General features: G+C 68.7%; 17 protein-coding genes and 1 tRNA gene. 7 read left to right on the top strand and 11 right to left on the bottom strand.

Features of this window, described 5'->3' with window-relative positions:
• Nucleotides 1-20: 20 nt before the first annotated feature.
• The 5 genes from HD599_RS13805 to HD599_RS13825 all read right to left on the bottom strand — a co-directional run bounded on the left by HD599_RS13805 (nucleotide 21) and on the right by HD599_RS13825 (nucleotide 3,101).
• Nucleotides 21-416 carry an Rv3654c family TadE-like protein gene (locus HD599_RS13805; RefSeq protein WP_184240627.1) on the bottom strand — a complete coding sequence of 132 codons (396 nt, stop codon included), beginning with the start codon at nucleotides 414-416 and terminating at the stop codon, nucleotides 21-23.
• Entirely contained in the window at nucleotides 416-850 is a 435-nt protein-coding gene (locus HD599_RS13810) for a TadE/TadG family type IV pilus assembly protein (protein WP_184240702.1), read from the bottom strand. The genes HD599_RS13805 and HD599_RS13810 overlap by 1 nt, the downstream gene beginning before the upstream one ends.
• The gene (locus HD599_RS13815; RefSeq protein WP_184238542.1) at nucleotides 834-1,043 is read right to left on the bottom strand and encodes a DUF4244 domain-containing protein; all 210 of its coding nucleotides are present in this window, start codon (nucleotides 1,041-1,043) and stop codon (nucleotides 834-836) included. The genes HD599_RS13810 and HD599_RS13815 overlap by 17 nt, the downstream gene beginning before the upstream one ends.
• 121 nt (nucleotides 1,044-1,164) lie before the next feature.
• The gene (locus HD599_RS13820) at nucleotides 1,165-2,052 is read right to left on the bottom strand and encodes a type II secretion system F family protein (protein WP_343062078.1); all 888 of its coding nucleotides are present in this window, start codon (nucleotides 2,050-2,052) and stop codon (nucleotides 1,165-1,167) included.
• Between the two features lie 50 nt (nucleotides 2,053-2,102).
• The gene (locus HD599_RS13825) at nucleotides 2,103-3,101 is read right to left on the bottom strand and encodes a TadA family conjugal transfer-associated ATPase (RefSeq protein WP_184238544.1); all 999 of its coding nucleotides are present in this window, start codon (nucleotides 3,099-3,101) and stop codon (nucleotides 2,103-2,105) included.
• A gap of 344 nt (nucleotides 3,102-3,445) precedes the next feature.
• On the opposite strand from HD599_RS13825, the gene acs reads away from it, so the two are divergent.
• A complete protein-coding gene (acs, locus tag HD599_RS13830) occupies nucleotides 3,446-5,419 on the top strand; it encodes an acetate--CoA ligase (protein ID WP_184238546.1) in 1,974 nt (657 codons plus the stop codon).
• Nucleotides 5,420-5,531: 112 nt separating this feature from the next.
• Here the strand turns inward: acs and HD599_RS13835 are convergent, their stop codons facing one another.
• Together HD599_RS13835 and sp36 are read right to left on the bottom strand one after the other, a co-directional pair.
• Complete coding sequence (locus tag HD599_RS13835; RefSeq protein WP_184238548.1) at nucleotides 5,532-5,993, bottom strand: RidA family protein; 462 nt, start codon at nucleotides 5,991-5,993, stop codon at nucleotides 5,532-5,534.
• A gap of 3 nt (nucleotides 5,994-5,996) precedes the next feature.
• A complete protein-coding gene (gene sp36 / locus HD599_RS13840) occupies nucleotides 5,997-6,155 on the bottom strand; it encodes a Sp36 family protein (RefSeq protein ID WP_184238550.1) in 159 nt (52 codons plus the stop codon).
• Between the two features lie 53 nt (nucleotides 6,156-6,208).
• Between sp36 and HD599_RS13845 the strand changes: the two genes are divergently transcribed.
• From HD599_RS13845 to HD599_RS13855, 3 genes are all read left to right on the top strand, one after another.
• Nucleotides 6,209-8,809: a transglycosylase domain-containing protein gene (locus tag HD599_RS13845; RefSeq protein WP_221420512.1), complete on the top strand. Its 2,601-nt coding sequence runs from the start codon at nucleotides 6,209-6,211 to the stop codon at nucleotides 8,807-8,809.
• Nucleotides 8,809-9,774: a metallophosphoesterase gene (locus HD599_RS13850; protein WP_184238552.1), complete on the top strand. Its 966-nt coding sequence runs from the start codon at nucleotides 8,809-8,811 to the stop codon at nucleotides 9,772-9,774. The genes HD599_RS13845 and HD599_RS13850 overlap by 1 nt, the downstream gene beginning before the upstream one ends.
• A gap of 30 nt (nucleotides 9,775-9,804) precedes the next feature.
• Nucleotides 9,805-9,878, top strand: a tRNA-Pro gene (locus HD599_RS13855).
• Nucleotides 9,879-9,999: 121 nt separating this feature from the next.
• Here the strand turns inward: HD599_RS13855 and HD599_RS13860 are convergent.
• Together HD599_RS13860 and HD599_RS13865 are read right to left on the bottom strand one after the other, a co-directional pair.
• On the bottom strand, nucleotides 10,000-11,322 hold the full coding sequence (locus HD599_RS13860) for an SLC13 family permease (protein ID WP_184238554.1): 1,323 nt from the start codon (nucleotides 11,320-11,322) through the stop codon (nucleotides 10,000-10,002).
• Nucleotides 11,323-11,406: 84 nt separating this feature from the next.
• Nucleotides 11,407-12,771, bottom strand: coding sequence for a homoserine dehydrogenase (locus HD599_RS13865; protein ID WP_184238555.1), 1,365 nt, complete (start codon nucleotides 12,769-12,771; stop codon nucleotides 11,407-11,409).
• Between the two features lie 145 nt (nucleotides 12,772-12,916).
• Between HD599_RS13865 and otnK the strand changes: the two genes are divergently transcribed.
• Genes otnK through HD599_RS13880 form a run of 3 tightly spaced genes read left to right on the top strand, consistent with a single transcriptional unit; the run spans nucleotide 12,917 to nucleotide 15,620 of the window.
• Complete coding sequence (otnK, locus tag HD599_RS13870) at nucleotides 12,917-14,167, top strand: 3-oxo-tetronate kinase (RefSeq protein WP_246376202.1); 1,251 nt, start codon at nucleotides 12,917-12,919, stop codon at nucleotides 14,165-14,167.
• Nucleotides 14,164-14,799, top strand: a complete 636-nt coding sequence (locus tag HD599_RS13875; RefSeq protein ID WP_184238557.1) for a class II aldolase/adducin family protein — start codon at nucleotides 14,164-14,166, stop codon at nucleotides 14,797-14,799. The genes otnK and HD599_RS13875 overlap by 4 nt, the downstream gene beginning before the upstream one ends.
• A 38-nt stretch (nucleotides 14,800-14,837) precedes the next feature.
• On the top strand, nucleotides 14,838-15,620 hold the full coding sequence (locus HD599_RS13880; protein WP_184238559.1) for a DeoR/GlpR family DNA-binding transcription regulator: 783 nt from the start codon (nucleotides 14,838-14,840) through the stop codon (nucleotides 15,618-15,620).
• A 111-nt stretch (nucleotides 15,621-15,731) separates the two neighbouring features.
• Here HD599_RS13880 and HD599_RS13885 read toward each other — a convergent pair whose 3' ends face one another.
• Nucleotides 15,732-16,397 (bottom strand): thymidine kinase, encoded by a 666-nt coding sequence (locus tag HD599_RS13885; RefSeq protein ID WP_184238561.1) that lies wholly within the window; start codon nucleotides 16,395-16,397, stop codon nucleotides 15,732-15,734.
• Complete coding sequence (locus HD599_RS13890; RefSeq protein ID WP_343062079.1) at nucleotides 16,398-17,030, bottom strand: response regulator transcription factor; 633 nt, start codon at nucleotides 17,028-17,030, stop codon at nucleotides 16,398-16,400.
• Nucleotides 17,031-17,063 lie beyond the last annotated feature (33 nt).

The raw sequence follows: 17,063 nt of genomic DNA on the forward strand, positions 1-17,063 counted from the left end.
CAGGTGAAACCGAATCCCACCTATTCAACTCCTTTGCTCCCGCTGATTGGAGGCGGTCCGGCGGTGGCCGATACGCCGATGGCGAACCCGGCGACGGCACCCGACACGGTCACCGTGACGACGAGCCCGTCGACCTGGCAGGCGGTGAGTTCGCCCCCGTTGGCAGCGGCAACCCGCCGCGCGACGGCGCACGGTTCGCCGGCCACGAAACCGACGCGCACGTCGGCCGCGGCGAGCGCCGCCGCGTCGGCGGCACCCGCGAGCGCCTGTTTCGTCGCGAACACCAGATAGAGAGGTACAAGCAGCGCGGTCAGAGCGATCAGGCCCGCGACGATGGCGACCGCGAGAACCGATCCGGCACCGCGCTCGTCTCGCAGACGACCGCCTTGCGATCCGGCCGACCGCGCGCGGCGCATCACTCGCCACCCGCCAGGGCGCAGCTCGACGCGCTGAGCGTGAGGCCGAGCAGCGTGCCGGCCGGCGACCGCGAGCGGGCGCTCAGAGTCGCGCAGACGAGATCGCCGCTCGCGCCCACCGCCACCGCGACACCCGGCACGACGGCGGCGGCGCTGGTGCCGCCGCCTCGTGCCACCGAGCGGGCGACGTCGGCCGCGGCATCCTGCAACCGCAGTTGCTGGCCGGCGATCTGCAGGCAGGCGAGGCAGCAGGCGAGCAGCAGCACGACGGCCGGGACGACGGCCGCGAACTCGGCCGTCACGCTGCCCCGCTCGCGGCCGCCTCGCCCGTGGTCGCCTCGCCCGCGGTCGCCGTGACCGTGGTCGCCGTGCCCGCCGTCGCCCTGCGCCCTGCCGGCCAGCGCGCCGAGCCGCCAGTCAGATCGAGAGCGCACTGCGGATGATGCCGAGCAGCAGGCCGCGCACCTCGTTCGACCGCAGAATAACGACGAGCAGCCCGGCGAAACCGACCGCGGCCATCGTGGCGATCGCATACTCGGCGGTGGCCGCTCCCTCCTCGTCGGCGACGAGTTTTGCGCGCCTCCAGCGCCAGCGCGGGGGTGTGGTGGTGGGGTCGTTGATGGTCATGTGTTCCTCCTGATCGGTGTGGGTACCAATGAACGGCTCCAGTGTCATCGCGCGGTGGTCGACGTGGGGCGCGGTCGAGGGATCGGTGGAGTCCGGCTCCGCGAAGGCGGGTGGGGAGGGGTCAGAATCCGGAGACGGTGGAGGTGATGACGGCGATCAGCAGCGGGGCGACGCCCAGGAGCAAAAAGGCCGGCAGCACGCACAGGCCGAGCGGCAGCATGAGTCGCACCGCCAACACCGACGCCTTGGCTGCGGCGTCCGCGCGGGCGCTGCGTCGCGCTTCCTCGCCCTCGCTGCGCAGCAGCTCCCCCGCGGGCACACCCGCCCGGCGGGAGAGCGCGAGCACCGCGTCCACGCCGAGCTCGTCGCCGACGTCGTCGAGACCGGTCGACCGCAGCGCTACCGCGACGGCCGTCGAGGCGCGATCGATCGATCCGCCGCCGGAGACGGCGATCGCCATCAGCTCGTAGCGCAGCCCGGGCGTCAAGTCCCGCGGTTGTGCGGATGCGACGAGACGCCGGTTCCAGGCCGCGGCCGTCAGCATCAGGGCAACGCCGAGCCCGAGGCAGGCGAGCCCCGGCCCCGTGGTGAACAGGATGCCGAGGGTGTCGAACCCGAGCACGAGCCCGAAGAGCAGCCCGACGAGCGGCAACACCATCACGAGCCGCGCGGTCGCCACGGGCGCCGCGAGGGCGACCGCGATCTCGCGCTGGGCATTCGCGAGCGACCGGAGAGACACGGCGAATTCCCGCAGCGTGGGCGCCAGCCCTGCCCCGGTCTCCGTGGCCACCCGCCACGCGGCGGCGAGGCCGCGCCACGCCTGCCGCTCCGCCGGCCCGACGATCTCGAGGTGCCCGACGAGCGCCTCCGCGACCGGGGACCCCTCGACGGCACGCTCCGCCACCGCGGCGACGATCGGTGACGACTCCGGCGCGAGGTAGGTCCACGCGCTCGACGGCGGCACCCCCGCCGTCATCAGCACCGCGAGCCGCTGGACCACCGAGGCCACCGGTTCCAGCCCCGGCGACGCCCGCGACCGCGATCTCGACAGCGGGTTTCTCACGGCGTCACCACCCTGAGCCGTCCGGCGTCGTCCAGCGCGAAGCGTCCGGTCTGCGCGAGCACACGCTGCGTGCCGCGGCGTTCGAGGTGCAGCACGGTGCCGATGGCGCTCACGGTCTGCCGCGCGATCGCGGTGGGCGTCATCCCGGCGAGCGCACCGAGCGCCTCGAGCCGGGCCGGCACGTCCTGCAGCGAATTGGCGTGCAGCGTTCCCGCGCCGCCGTCGTGGCCGGTGTTGAGAGCGGCGAGGAGCTCGCGCACTTCGGCGCCGCGGCATTCGCCGAGCACGAGCCGGTCGGGGCGCATCCGCAGCGCTTCGCGCACGAGCCTCTCGAGACTGATCTCGCCGGCTCCCTCGAGGTTCGCCTGCCGGGCCTCGAGCGACACCACGTGCGGGTGGTCGATGCGCAGCTCGGCGACGTCTTCGATCGCGACGATGCGCTCGGCGGGCGACGCGGCGCCGAGGATCGCGGAAAGCAGCGTGGTTTTGCCGCTGCCTCCCGCGCCGGTGACGAGCAGGTTCTCACGGCGGGCGACGAGGGCGCGCAGCGAGGCGAGGGCGCCCGCGGGGAAGAACCCGTCGGCGTCGAGATCGTCGAGCGAGAGGCGGCGGATGCGCGGCAGCCGGATGGAGAGCAGCGTCCCCCGGGTCGACACCGGCGGCAGCACGGCGTGCACGCGGATGCCGTCGTGCAGCCGGGCGTCCACACACGGAGTCGCCTCGTCGATGTGGCGGCCGCCGAGCGACATGAGCCGCACGGCGAGATCGCGCAGCGGCGCCTCCTCGATCGTCACAGCGGTGGGCACCGCTCCCGTGCCGCGGTCGACCCAGACGGAGCCCGGTCCGTTGACGAAGACGTCGGTCACCGTGGCGTCGGCGACGAAGCCCGCGAGGGGCCCGAATTCCACCGGGAAACCGCCGTCGCTGCCGAGGCGTTGAGCGGCCGCGGGTGGCGCGCCGGGGCGCTGCGCGACGAACGCCTCGATAACTTCCATGCGAGGAGGTTAAGTGGGAGCGATCGGCCTGCCCGCGGCATCCATAAATCTGTGCAATTCGCGGGCTGTGGACGATAGTCGCCTTAAAGAGAGAGGGGCGGCGCCTATTGGGGGGAACAGGCGCCGCCACAGCAGTGCCGATTGGGGGGAATCGATATGCACTGCCATCATCAAGCTCTCGCGAGAGCGTCGGCCCGATGGGAATTAGTGTACATCCGCACGACCCCCACGCAAGGGCCATTTGGCGGGGTTGACAGTCCACTCTCAGCGACCGGTTAGGATCGATGGCAGCACTCGCGCCAACGGCGGAGCCACGTGCGGCCGCATGCATGACAGGGATAACGATGTCCACTAATTCGATCGACAGCCTCCTCTCGGAAACGCGCAGATTCGCACCGAGTGCGGAGTTCGCGGAGCACTCGGTTGCCGACCGCGATATCTACGACCAAGCCAAGGCCGACCGCCTCGGATTCTGGGCCGACCGGGCCCGCGAACTGCACTGGCACGAGCCCTTCACAGAGACCCTCGACTGGTCGAATCCCCCATTTGCGAAGTGGTTCGCCGACGGCCGCATCAACGTGGCGTACAACTGTCTCGACCGCCACGTCATCGCCGGCAACGGCGACCGAGTCGCACTGCACTGGGAGGGAGAACCGGGTGACAGCCGAACCTATACCTATGCCCAACTCACCGCCGAGGTGAAGCGAGCGGCCAACGTGCTCACCGGCCTCGGCATCGGCCAGGGTGACCGCGTCGCCATCTACCTCCCGCTTGTGCCGGAGGCCGTCATCTCGATGCTCGCCGTCGCGCGCATCGGGGCGGTGCACTCGGTGATCTTCGGCGGGTTCAGCGCCGACAGCATCCGGTCTCGGGTGGCCGACGCCGACGCGCGCCTGGTCATCACCGCCGACGGCGGCTGGCGGAAGGGCAAGGTCTTCCCGCTCAAGGCTGCGGTCGACGCCGCCCTGGCACCGGCGGACGGCGAAGAGCCCACGAGCGTCACCGACGTGCTCGTGGTGCGTCGGGGTGAGAACGTCATCGACTGGGTCGACGGCCGCGACCACTGGTGGCACGAGGCGATCGCCGACGCGGAGCCCGAACACGAGGCACAGGGTTTCGAGGCGGAGAACCCGCTGTTCATCCTCTACACGAGCGGCACGACCGGCAAGCCCAAGGGCATCCTGCACACGAGCGGCGGCTACCTCACCCAGGCAGCCTTCACTCATAAGAACGTCTTTGATCTGCACCCCGAGACCGACGTCTACTGGTGCACGGCCGATGTCGGCTGGATCACCGGGCACTCCTACGTCGTCTACGGCCCGCTCGCGAACGGCGCCACGCAGGTGCTCTACGAGGGAACACCCGACACCCCGCACCCCGGGCGCTGGTGGGAGATCATCCAGAAGTACGGCGTGAGCATCTTCTACACCGCGCCCACGGCGATCCGGTCGTTTATGAAGATCGGCCGACAGGTTCCGAACGAGTTCGACCTGTCGAGCCTGCGCGTGCTCGGCTCGGTGGGCGAACCGATCAACCCCGAGGCGTGGATCTGGTACCGAGACGTGATCGGCGGCGGCGAGACCCCGATCGTCGACACCTGGTGGCAGACCGAGACCGGCGCGATCATGATCTCCGCGCTGCCCGGCATCACCGAGGCGAAACCCGGCAGCGCGCAGACCCCGATCCCGGGCATCGTGATCGACGTGCTCGGCGACGGCGGCAAGCGCGTCGACCCGCCCCACGGCGGGCTGCTCGTGGTCTCCGAACCCTGGCCGTCGATGCTGCGTGGCATCTGGGGCGACCCCGACCGCTTTATCGAGACCTACTGGTCGAAATTCTCTAAGGACGGCGTCTGGAAGTACTTCGCCGGCGACGGCGCCCACGTCGACGCCGACGGCGACATCACACTGCTCGGCCGGGTCGACGACGTGATGAACGTGTCGGGACACCGGCTGTCGACGACCGAGATCGAGTCGGCGCTGGTCTCGCACACGATCGTGGCCGAGGCCGCGGTCGTCGGGGCGGCCGACGACGCCACCGGTCAGGCGGTCGTCGCGTTCGTCATCATCAAGAGCAACCAGGCCGACGCGCAGACCGCCGACGAGGCGAGCGCGATCCTCCGGTCGCACGTGGCCGACCGCATCGGCGCGATCGCCCGCCCGAAGAAGATCTTCATCGTGGCCGAACTGCCCAAGACGCGGTCGGGCAAGATCATGCGTCGACTGCTGCAGGATGTCGCGGAAGGACGAGCGGTCGGTGACACCACCACTCTCGCCGACACCAGCGTGATGCAGATCATCACGGACAAGATCCGTTAGACGACAACGGTGGCTGAGTAGGTCGCCCAGCGACCGTATCGAAATCTATCCGCGAGAGCGGGTTTCGATACGGGCCGCAGACGGCCCTACTCAACCACCGGGGTTGTGGTGCTTAGGCGAACTCGACGACCAGCTCGACCTCGACGGGCGAGTTGAGCGGCAGAACCGCGACGCCGACGGCGCTGCGGGCGTGCACGCCGATGTCGCCGAAGATCTCGCCGAGAACATCGGAGGCTCCGTTGATGACGCCGGGCTGGCCGGTGAACGACGGGTCGGACGCGACGAAGCCGACGACCTTGACGATGCGGGTGACGCGGTCGAGCGAACCGATGACGGAGGCGGCGGCGGCGAGGCCGTTCAGCGCGCACTGGCGGGCGAGCTCACGGCCCTCGGCATCAGAGACCTCGGCACCGAGCTTGCCGGTCGCGGGCAGAACGCCGTCGACCATGGGCAGCTGACCCGACGTGTAGACGAGGTTGCCGGAGATCACGGCGGGGATATACGTGGCCACGGGCGGCACGACGGTCGGCAGGGTGATTCCGAGTTCGGCGAGACGGTCGTCGATGCTGGTCATAGGTCAGTCTTCCTTTGTTTCGCGCTTGAGATACGCCACGAGCCCGCCTTCGGGACCGGTGACTACCTGCACGAGTTCCCAGCCCTCCGATCCCCAGTTATTGAGAATCGCGGCCGTGTTGTGGATCATCAGAGGTGTGGTGAGGTATTCCCACGTCGTCATTTGTCGGCTTCCGCTCAGCTAGGTACGCGGGATCGTCGCGTACCATGCATTCTATGTCTGCCCAAAACTCCCGACCTAAAGGCGTGCTCAGCGGCGTCTTTGGAATGTTCGGCTTCAGCGTCATAGCCGGGATTCTCGTGACGGTCATGGTCACCCCCGCACTCGCCGTTACCGGCGTCACAGCTTCTAACGGCATCGGAATCTTCGACAGCCTCCCCGAGTTCATCGAGATCGGCAACCAGCCGCAGCAGAACCAGATCTACGCTGTCGTCGGCACGAACCCCGACGGCTCGTACGCCTACTCCCCCATCGCACAGGTCTACGACCAGAACCGCCAGGAAGTGCAGTGGGACAACGTCTCGCAGTTCCTCAAGGACGCCACCGTCGCCGGTGAGGACCGCCGCTTCTACGAGCACGGCGGAGTCGACCTCCAGGGCACCATCCGCGCCGCGATCGGCAACATCTCGGGCGGCGACACGAGCGGTGCGTCGACCCTGTCGATGCAGCTCGTCAAGAACATCTACATCCAAGAGGCTCTGCAGAAAGACACTGAAGAAGCCCGGGATGCCGGAGTCGAGGCCGCGCAAGCTGGCACCTTCGATCGCAAGATCAAAGAGATGAAGCTCGCGATCGGTCTCGAGAAGCGGTACACCAAGGACGAGATCCTCCTCGCGTACCTGAACATCGCCGGCTTCGGCGGCAACAACTACGGCATCGAGTCGGCCGCCCAGCGCTACTACGGCGTCTCCGCGAAGGATGTGACGCTCGCGCAGGCGGCGAGCCTCATCGCCATCGTGCAGGAGCCGGGTGCCCGCGGCCTCGACAGCGCCGACAACTACGAGGCGAACAAGTCCCGCCGCGACGTGATCCTGCGCAACATGCTCGTCGAGGGAATGATCGACCAGGCGCAGCTCGACGAGGCACTGGCCGTTCCGGTCGACGCCACCACCGTCGTGCTCAAGCCGTATTCCAACGGCTGCATCGCCGCGTACACCTACGCGACCTACTTCTGCGACTACGTCACCACGATCATCGACGAGCTGCCCGCGCTCGGCGCGACGGCGGCAGAGCGCCAGGCCAACTGGAAGCTCGGCGGCTACCAGGTGTACACGAGCCTCGACATCCGCCTGAACACCGTCAATCAGGACGTCCTCGCCGCGCAGGCACCCGCCAACGAGACGAGACTCTCGCTCGGTGCCGCTGCGACCAGCGTCGAGGTCGGCACCGGCCGTATCCTCGCCATGGCGCAGAACAAGACGTACAACAACACCGAGGCGGCGGTCAGCGACCCGACCCTGACGTCGGTCAACTACAGCACCGACTACTTCAACGGCGGGTCGAACGGCTTCCAAGTCGGATCGACCTACAAGGTGTTCACGCTGCTGAACTGGCTCGAATCGGGCCGAGGACTCAACGAGGTGGTCGACGGAAACGCGCGCACCCTCTCCCAGGCCGCCTTCACCAACAGCTGCACCGGCAACAGCACCGACGGCATCGACGGTGCGAACGACGGACCGTTCGGCGGCTCCTGGCCGTTCTCGAACTCCTCAGGCGAGCGGGGTAACCGCACCGTCATGGCCGCGACCGCCCAGTCCATCAACGGCGCCTACGCGTCGATGGGCCTGGAGCTCGACCAGTGCCGCACGAAACAGATCGCGCAGGCGCTCGGCGTGCACCCCGCCGCCGGAATCGACATCGTCAACCCGGACCAGCCCAAGGTCGACGAGACCAAGCTGATGTCGAACCCGTCCGCCATCCTCGGCACAAACTCCATCGCGCCGCTGACAATGGCGGCCGCCTACGCCGGTATCGCCAACCACGGCACGTACTGCAAGCCGCGCGCGGTCGACAGCATCACCGACTCCGAGGGCAACGTGCTCCCCGGCCAGGCTCAGGAGTGCGCCGCGGCGATCGACCCCGAGGTCGCCGCCACGGCCGTGTACGCCCTCGAGAACGCGATGGACGGCTACCGCGGCAACCCGCGCGACGGCACCCCGATGTTCGGCAAGACCGGTACCACCGACAGCTCGAACCAGACCTGGCTGGTCAGTTCCAGCTCGCGCGTGACTACCGCGGTCTGGTTCGGCAACATCGTCGGCAACTACAAGATCTCGAACTACCCGGGCGGCATCAACAACCGGCACAACATCTCGAAACCGATCAACGCGAACACCAACGTCTTCTATCCCGGCGGCGCGCTCGACGAACCGGCCTCGCGGCTGCTGAACGGCGCGGCGATCGCGGTGCCCGAACTCACCAACGGATCGGCGGCCAACGCCCAGTCGATCCTCGAGGGCCTCAAGCTGACCTACGCCGACGGCGGCGCGATCGACTCCGACCTGCCCGCCGGCACAGTGACGAGCACCGACCCCGCCGCCGGCACCTCCATGGCGCGCGGTCAGACGGTCACGGTCTACACGAGCAACGGTTCGTTGACCACGATGCCGGATGTCGTGTCCGGCGCCCCGCAATTCGACGATGCCAAATCGACCCTTCTCAATTCCGGGTTCACCTCGGTACAGGAGAAGTGCGTACGATTGCCCGCCGACGAGTCGGACGACGCCGGCAAGGTCTTCTCGAGCAACCCCGCCGCCGGAGCCTCGGCCCGCCTGAGCGACCCCGTCGTCCTCGGCGTCGGCCGGGTGAAGTGCTAGTGGGCCATACCGCTGTGAAGACGGCGGCCACCGCGCTCGGCGCGGTGGCCGCCGTCGGTGCGGGGGCGTTCGCCTGGGGCAGCCTGGTGGAGCGCAACCGGTTCACGGTGCGCCACGAGGTCCTGCCGATTCTCGAGCCGGGTGCCCGCTCCCTCACGGTGCTGCACCTCGCCGACATCCACCTCGCCCCCTGGCAACGCGGCAAGCAGGAGTGGATTCGCTCGCTCGCCGACCTCGAACCCGACCTGGTCGTCAACACCGGCGACAACCTCGGGCACGAGGACACCTACGAGGCCCTCGAGTACACGCTCGCACCGTTCACCGGTGCCGGCGTGTTCGTCAACGGTTCGAACGACTACTTCGGTCCGACGTTCAAGAGCCCCCTGCGCTACTTCAGCGGGCCGAGCGAGCACAAGCAGCGCTCCGTGCCGCTCGATACCGCCCGACTCGAGAACTTCTTCGAGAACGAGCTGGGCTGGCTCAGCCTGAACAACACCGCCCGCGCGATGTCGATCAAGGGCTCGCGCCTCGAGTTCTTCGGCGTCAATGACGCTCACCGCGACTGGGACAAGCTCGGCGCTCTCCCCGGCGCGATCGAGGAGATGCAGGAGAACGTCGAGTGGCCCGCCGGCCGCCCCGGCCAGGAGTCGATCTCGATCGGTGTGACGCATGCGCCGTACCAGCGCGTTCTCAACTCGTTCGTGACCAACGGCGCGAACATGATCTTCGCCGGCCACACGCATGGCGGACAGGTCCGCGTGCCCGGTCTGCCGCCTCTCGTGACCAATTGCGATATTCCTCGCGATCAGGCCCAGGGGCTCAGCGTGTGGAATCACGCCCGTCGTGCCGCGTATTTGAACGTGTCGGCGGGTCTCGGAACCTCGATTTATGCGCCGGTTCGCTTCGCATGTCGGCCCGAAGCGGTCGTAGTGACATTAACCGCCGGAGATTTCAGCTATTCTTGATAGGTTCACGTCGTTAGCGGCGGGAAAGATCGGGGTGTGGCGCAGCTTGGTAGCGCGCTTCGTTCGGGACGAAGAGGTCGTGGGTTCGAATCCCGCTACCCCGACACAACACAGAAACGCTCTCCCTCACGGGAGGGCGTTTCTGCGTTAAGCGGTTCGAGCCTGTCGAAGCCCTTAACGCACGAACGCCCTCCCCGAGCGGGAAGGGCGTCGTGGCGATGGGTGCTATCCCCCGAGGAACGGGATCACGAACAGGCCGATCGTGACGACCGGGCCGATGATGACCATCGACAGACCCCATGCCATGAGGTGGCGGTAGAGGCGCGGACGCTCCTCCTCGACCCCGGAAGCCACGATCGTGGCGCCCGTGGTGCCGAAGGGCGCACAGTCGACGAGCGACGCCGAGATGGCGAGCGCGAAGATGAAGCCGGTCATCTCGAGTCCGCCGCCGGGGACGAGCAGCGGCACGGCGAGCGGGATGAGCGCGCCGAGGATACCGATCGTGGAGGCGAAGGCCGAGACGAGCCCCGCGATGACACAGATGACGAACGCGGCGATCAGCGGCTCGTTGACCGAGCGGGCGGCCTCGCCGAGCTGGTCGATGGCGCCGAGGCGGGTGAGCACGCCGACGTAGGTGATGATTCCGCCGAGGAGCAAGATTGTTCCCCAGTCGATGCGCGTCATGGCCTTGCGGCCGACATCCGGCTTGATGAAGGCGAGCACGAGGGCCAGCGTCAGAGCGACAGCACCGAGGTTGAGGTCGATGTCGAGGAGGGTGATCGTGAAGAATCCGATGACCAACACGGGGATCGACGCGAGAACGATGGCCTGGTAGCCGGTGAGCGGCTTGAGGACGGTCTCGGTGAGCACCGCGGTGCCTCCGGTACCGCCTGCCGCGCCCGAGCCGTTGCCCGCCGCGACGCTGGCCGCGAGAGCCGTGCGGCGGCGGGTCATGAGCTCGCGTCCGCCGAACATGAAGAAGGCGACGAGCACGACGAGGGTATTGATGCCGACCGAGAGGCCGAACATCAGGCCCGGGTTGTAGTCGATGCCGGCGGTGCGGGCGACGGTCATGACCGTGATGCCGTTGATGCTCGTCGGTGCGAGCGCGCCTCCGACGATCGCCGAACTCATCACGATGCCCATCATCGTGGAGTGGATGCGATGTTTGGCCGCCAGGCTCATCGCGATCGGCACGATGGTGAAGGCCGCGTGCGAGGTGCCGAGGCAGGCGACGAGCGTGCCGATGACGAACATCGCCCACGGGATCAGCGCGACCCGGTCGCCGATCAGCCGCACGGAGCGGTCGACCAGCCAGTCGATCGTGCCGGTCTCGCGCGCGATGCCGAACAGGTAGGTGATGCCCAGCAGGATCAGCAGGGCGTCGACCGGGAAGCCGCCGAGCACGTCGTCGAAGCTTTCGCCGACGATGAGCACGCCGACGATCAGGGCGGCGACGAGCGCGAGCGCACCCATGTGGATGTTGCGGATCGCGGAGATCGCGAAGACCGCGACCAGGACGATGAGCGCGATGACCTCGACGTTCACGAGCGCACCGCCGTTGCGGTCAGGGTGTGGATTACGGGCATCTTCGTCGATCTCCTAGAACTGGGTGGTGGGGGCGAGGGAGGGTCAGACCCCGAGCGCGAGGCCGGAGCGGTAGGCGGCGAGCGCCGCGGCGGGCACATCGGCGAGGTCGGAGATGCGCACGAGGTCGCCCGCGGCGACGCCGGAGACGAGTCGGGCGCCGGAGAGCAGGTAGTACGGCGCGATCTCTCCGCCGTCGGGGTCGATGAGCACGGGGGCGACGCCGGCGATCTCGTGGTGGTGCCCCTCGACGCGGAACGTCGTTCCGGGTTCGAGCGCCTCGGGAGCGCGCGCGGCGAGCACGGTGTGCTGGCGCGGTTCGGCGATCACCGAGGTGTCGTCCACTGCGGCGGCGATCGTGATCGGCGTCTCGACGCCCATGAAGTGGTACGGCCAGTAGATGCACGCGTACTTGCCGTCGCGGCTCACGACGTGGCCTTTACCGGCGAGGATGTCCCAGGTGACCGCGTCTCCGGTGCGCACGATGACGAACACACCGCCCGCGAAGCTCGCCTCGCCGGGGAGACGCAGCATCGAGAAGACGTCGATCGAGCCGGTGCGGCCGATCAGTCCGCCGTCCTCTCGGGCCGCGTAGAGGTCGGCGAGTTCGTCGGGGCGGGCGACCGGGTAGTGCATGCCCTCCACGTCGGAGATCGCGCCGGTGTAGAGCGAGACGACGTTCATCTCGCAGTAGTCGGCGGCGGCGGAGCGCTTGAGGGCCGCGACCTGCGCGGACCGGGCGGCGACCGTGGCGGCGAGGTCGTCGCCGAGCTCGAGCAGGTCGGCCAGGCCGGGGGCGTCGATCGTGACGCCGTTCTGGTTGACGACGCCGGTCGCCGGGTCGAAGGCCAGGTCGTACTCGCTGGACTTGCCGAGCGCCACGATGTCGAAGCCGACCTCGAGCACCCACGCGGTGAGACGCAGCAGGTTGGCGGGCTGGTCGCCGTCGCCCGGGAGGTAGCGGAGGCCCTTCTCGCGGGCTTTGGCGCTGAGGGCGACCCCGGCGACCGACTCGATCTCCTTGCTCACCATCACGACGTGCACACCGGAGTCGAGGGCGGTGTCGGCGTAGGCGTGTCCGGCCTCGACGCGTCCGGTCGCTTCGACGAGCACCTCGACGGAGGCCCAGTCGATGGCGGAGGCGTCGGCCACCACGGCGGTCTTGCCCGCGGCGATGGCTGCGGCTGTCTCGTCGGCGGAGGCCGGGACGGCGATCAGGTCGTCGGCTACTCCGAGCTCGCGCAGCATGCGGGTGACTCCGGCGACGTCGGGATCCACCAGCTGGGTGGCCGTCATGTCGGGCAGGCGGCGCAGCTGGTCGAGCAGCGTGCGGCCGTATCCCCCGTTGGCACCGGTCAGCAGGACGCGGATGGGAGTCGCGCGTTGGGGAGTCGAGCTCTGGATCACCATTGTTCCTATCGTTCACACGCCGGCACACCGCCGGAGGCAGGGCAATCGTATCGAGACTTCTCAGATTGTCAAAAATGTTCCCAAAGAATCACATAAGCTGTGATTGTCGAGCTCGACGAGAGTTCCCTGACCGACAACGAAGACGATGAAGAGGTTCACCATGCAGATCGGCGCCGTAGCCGACGACTTCACGGGAGCGACCGACCTCGCGACGACTCTGCGTCGTCGCGGCATGTCCGCCGCCGTGGTCATCGAGAACCAAGAGATCGCCGCCGACCGACTGGCCGGCCTCGACGCCGTCGTCGTCGCCCTCAAGTCCCGCACCGCTCCCGTCGGCGTCGCGGTCGCCGACTCGCTCGCCGCGCTCGAGCGCGTCATCGGCTGGGGTGCCGAGCGCGTCTACCTCAAGTACTGCTCCACCTTCGACTCCACCGACGAGGGCAACATCGGCCCGGTACTCGACGCGTTCGTCGACCGCCTCGCCGTCGACCGCACGGTCGTGGTGCCCGCGTTCCCCGCGAACGGCCGCACCGTCGAGAACGGCACCCTCTACGTCAACGGCGACCTGCTCGAGAATTCGTCGATGCGCCATCACCCGCTCACCCCGATGACGAAGAGCCGCCTGAGCGAGATCCTCGCCCCGCAGACGCACGCCGCCATCAGCGAGATCCCGCTCGACGTCGTGCGCGAGGGCGTGGACGCGCTCCGTGCCGCGGTCGACGCCGCCGCCCCCGGCTACCTCGTGGTCGATGCGACCGACGACGCCGACCTTCGCACCATCGCGCTGGCGACCGCCCACCTGCGGCTGCTCAGCGGCGGCGCGGGGCTCGCCACCGGCCTCGACGCCACGGGCACCGCCTCCCCCGACGACTTCCCGCGGTTCGGGGCACGACGCCTCGTCGTCTGCGGGTCGGCCTCCGCCACGACGAGGGCCCAGATAGCGGATGCCGCCAGCAAGCACCCAACCCGCAAAGTCGATGTCTCCGCCGCCGTCGCCGACCCCGCGGCCGAGGTCGACGCGATCGCGCAGTGGGTGCGCTCGCTCGACGCGTCCGCTGTGCCGGTCGTCTACTCGGTGGGCGAGCTCGCGGACGTGTTGCCCGGCGAGGCCGGTGCTGCCGCGGCATCCGTCGTCGAATCGGTTCTGTCGGCGGTCGTCGCACGACTCGTCGACGACGGCACCGTCGACCAGGTCATCGTCGCGGGCGGCGAGACGAGCGGGGCCGTGGTCAAAGCGCTCGGTATCTCGCTGCTGACGATCGGCCCGCAGCTCGCCCCCGGCGTGTGTTGGAGCGCCGCGGATACCGCGGGCGGGCACGAGGTCGCGCTCGTGCTGAAGAGCGGCAACTTCGGCGCCGTCGACCTGTTCACGAGCGCGTGGGAGGTGCTCGTATGAGCGCCGAGGCGCGGCTGATCGCCGCCGGCCGCGCGCTGGTCGAGGCCGGGCTCAGCCCCGGCAGCTCGGGCAACGTGAGCCTGCGCGACGGCGACCGCATCCTGATGACCGGCACCGGCACGCGTCTAGGCCTGCTCGAACCGACCGACATCGCCGTGCTCGACGGGGAGGGGAACCAGCTCTCCGGCCCGAAGCCGTCGAAGGAGGTGGCCCTGCACCTCGCGCTCTACGCCAAGAATCCCGACCACCGGGCCGTGGTGCACGTGCATTCGCCCTTCGCCGTCGCGGTCTCCTGTCTCGCGCCGTGGTCGGAGCACAGCGCGATCCCGCCGCTGACCCCGTACTCGCTCATGCGCGTCGGCCAGGTGCCGCTGCTGCCGTTCGCCGCTCCCGGCGACCCCGCGATGGGCCGACTGATCACCGACAGCGCGTTCCCGTTCCGCGGGGCACTGCTCGCGAACCACGGCGCGGTGGTCAGCGGCGAGGACATCGAACGGGCCATCGACAGCATGGTCGAGTTCGAGGAGGCATGCCGCATCACGGTGCTCACCGACGGCGCCGACCGCCGCCTCATCGCACCCGACCAGGTGCGGGCGATCACCGGCCAGTGGGGCATGCCGTGGTCCGACTGAGCCGCATTAGGATTCAGAGGCACGAGAAAGGCTGACCGATGCAGCAGACGGCACCACTGATCCCCGAGCAGCGGCGCGAGAGCATCCTCCGCCACCTGCAGCGCAGCCACGTGCTGAGCTACCGCCAGCTCACCGAGCTGCTCGGCGTGAGCCAGATGACCGTGCGCCGCGACGTCGCCGCGCTCGAAGAAGAGGGCCGCGTCAGCGCCACCCCCGGCGGCGCCAAGCTCGTCTCGCGGCTGATCGAGGAGCCGAGCCGGGCCGTCAAGCAGGCCGCGGGCGTCGCCGAGAAGGCCGCCATCGCCCGCGTCGCCGCCGGCATGGTCAGCGACTCGATGACGGTCTACCTCGACGCGGGAACCACCGTGCAGGCCATGCGCCCGTTCCTGCAGAACGTCAACGACCTCACGATCGTCACCAACGACCTCGCGACCGTGCAGGCGTTCCTCGACCATCCGACCGCCGACCTGATCTGCATCGGCGGCCGCGTCGACAAGGCGAACCTGTCGACCATGGGGCGGCTGACCCGTCTCGCGCTCTCGGAGCTGTCGCTCGACGTGGCGTTCATCTCGTCGAGCTCGTGGGATCTCGCCCACGGCGTCACCACCCCCGTCGAGGCCAAACTCGAGGCGAAGCGCGCGGCGATCGCGACCGCGGAGACCTCGGTACTCATGGCCGACAGCTCGAAGTACGGGCGCTTCGGCCGCTACCGCGCGCTGCGCCTCGACGAACTGAGCACCGTCGTCACCGACAGTTCATTGCCGGATGCCGCGGCCGACGCCCTGCGCGGGGCCGACGTCGACCTGATCCTGGCCGAGTAGCGGCCGGTGGTCGAGTAGCGCGTCTGCGGGGCGTATCGAGGCCCGGCAGCCGTAAGAGGGGTTTCGATACGGCCGCGGGCGGCCCACTCAACCACCGCACCTACCGCTGGATCAGGCGAAGTCGGCGTCGGGGCCGGCCTGGTAGCTCAGCTCGACGCGCTCGCGACGGCCGTTGTTGAGAACACCCTCGCTCTCCTCGAGGTAGCAGGCTCCGCAGAGCGACTGGTACCCGACATCCTGCCCGTCAATCGCCACCTGGGCACCGTCGAAAATGAAACGTCCGTCGACGGTGCGCGCGTTGAAGACGGCCTTGCGACCGCAGCGGCAGATCGTCTTGAGCTCTTCGAGCGAGTGGGCGATCTCGAGGAGGCGGCGGCTGCCGGGAAACGCGACCGTCTGGAAGTCGGTGCGGATACCGTACGCGAGAACGGGCACGCCCTCGAGGATGGCGATGCGCAGAAGATCGTCGACCTGCGACTCGGAGAGGAACTGCGCCTCGTCGACGAGCAGGCAGCTGACGTCGACACCGGTGGATCGCAGCACGCGCGCCCGCTCGGTGGCGAAGGCGACGTAGATGTCCTCGTCGGGGCCGACCGTGAAGTCGACCGGACGCGTCACGCCGAGGCGCGAGACGATCTCGTTGTCACCTTTGGTGTCGATGTCGGGCTTCGCGAGCAGCACCTGCTGGTCGCGTTCCTCGTAGTTGAACGCGGCCTGGAGGAGAGCGGTGCTCTTGCCGCTGTTCATCGCGCCATAGCGAAAGTAGAGTTTCGACATTTAGAGCAGGTATCCGTCCTCAGCGGCCCGACGAATCAGTTCCGCTTTTTTGCTGGCCGGCCGGTTGGCTTTGGCGTATTTCTCGCGCACGCGGCGCAGGTAGGTCTTGGCGGTCTCGTACTGCACGTTCATCTTGGTGGCGACCTCGACGGTGCTGTACCCGGAGACGTAGAGACGGAACGCCTCGACCTCGCCGGCGCTGAGTTTGGGGCGCGACTGGCTGGTGGCGCCGACCGGCAGCGGACGCCAGTCCCGCTGCACGACGGTGTTGGGGCGCACGCCCATGATCTGGCGGGCGGCGTCCATCACCTCGCGCATGGGGAGCGACTTGGAGAGGAATCCGGCGGCACCGGCGGCGAGCGCCCGGTCGCGGGACTCGCGGCTGTCGAGGCTGGTGAGCACGATGACCTTGGCACCGGCTGCGCGGCAGGTGCGCACGCGCGCCTCGATCGACACGGGCTCCTTGAGCTGGAAGTCGAGGAAGACGAGGTCGGTCGGGAAGTTGTCGCTGTGCACGAGCTCGATCCAGGTGCTGGCGCTCAGCACGAGGTCGAAGTCGGGGGCGTTGGCGAAAATCCAGCTGCTGAGGCTGTCGAGCAGCACTTCGTGGTCGTCGAGAATCGCAAGGCGCACTCGAGTCGGGTCGGGCGTATTACCCCCGGCAAC

This window comes from Conyzicola lurida, from assembly GCF_014204935.1.
Lineage (GTDB): Bacteria > Actinomycetota > Actinomycetes > Actinomycetales > Microbacteriaceae > Conyzicola > Conyzicola lurida.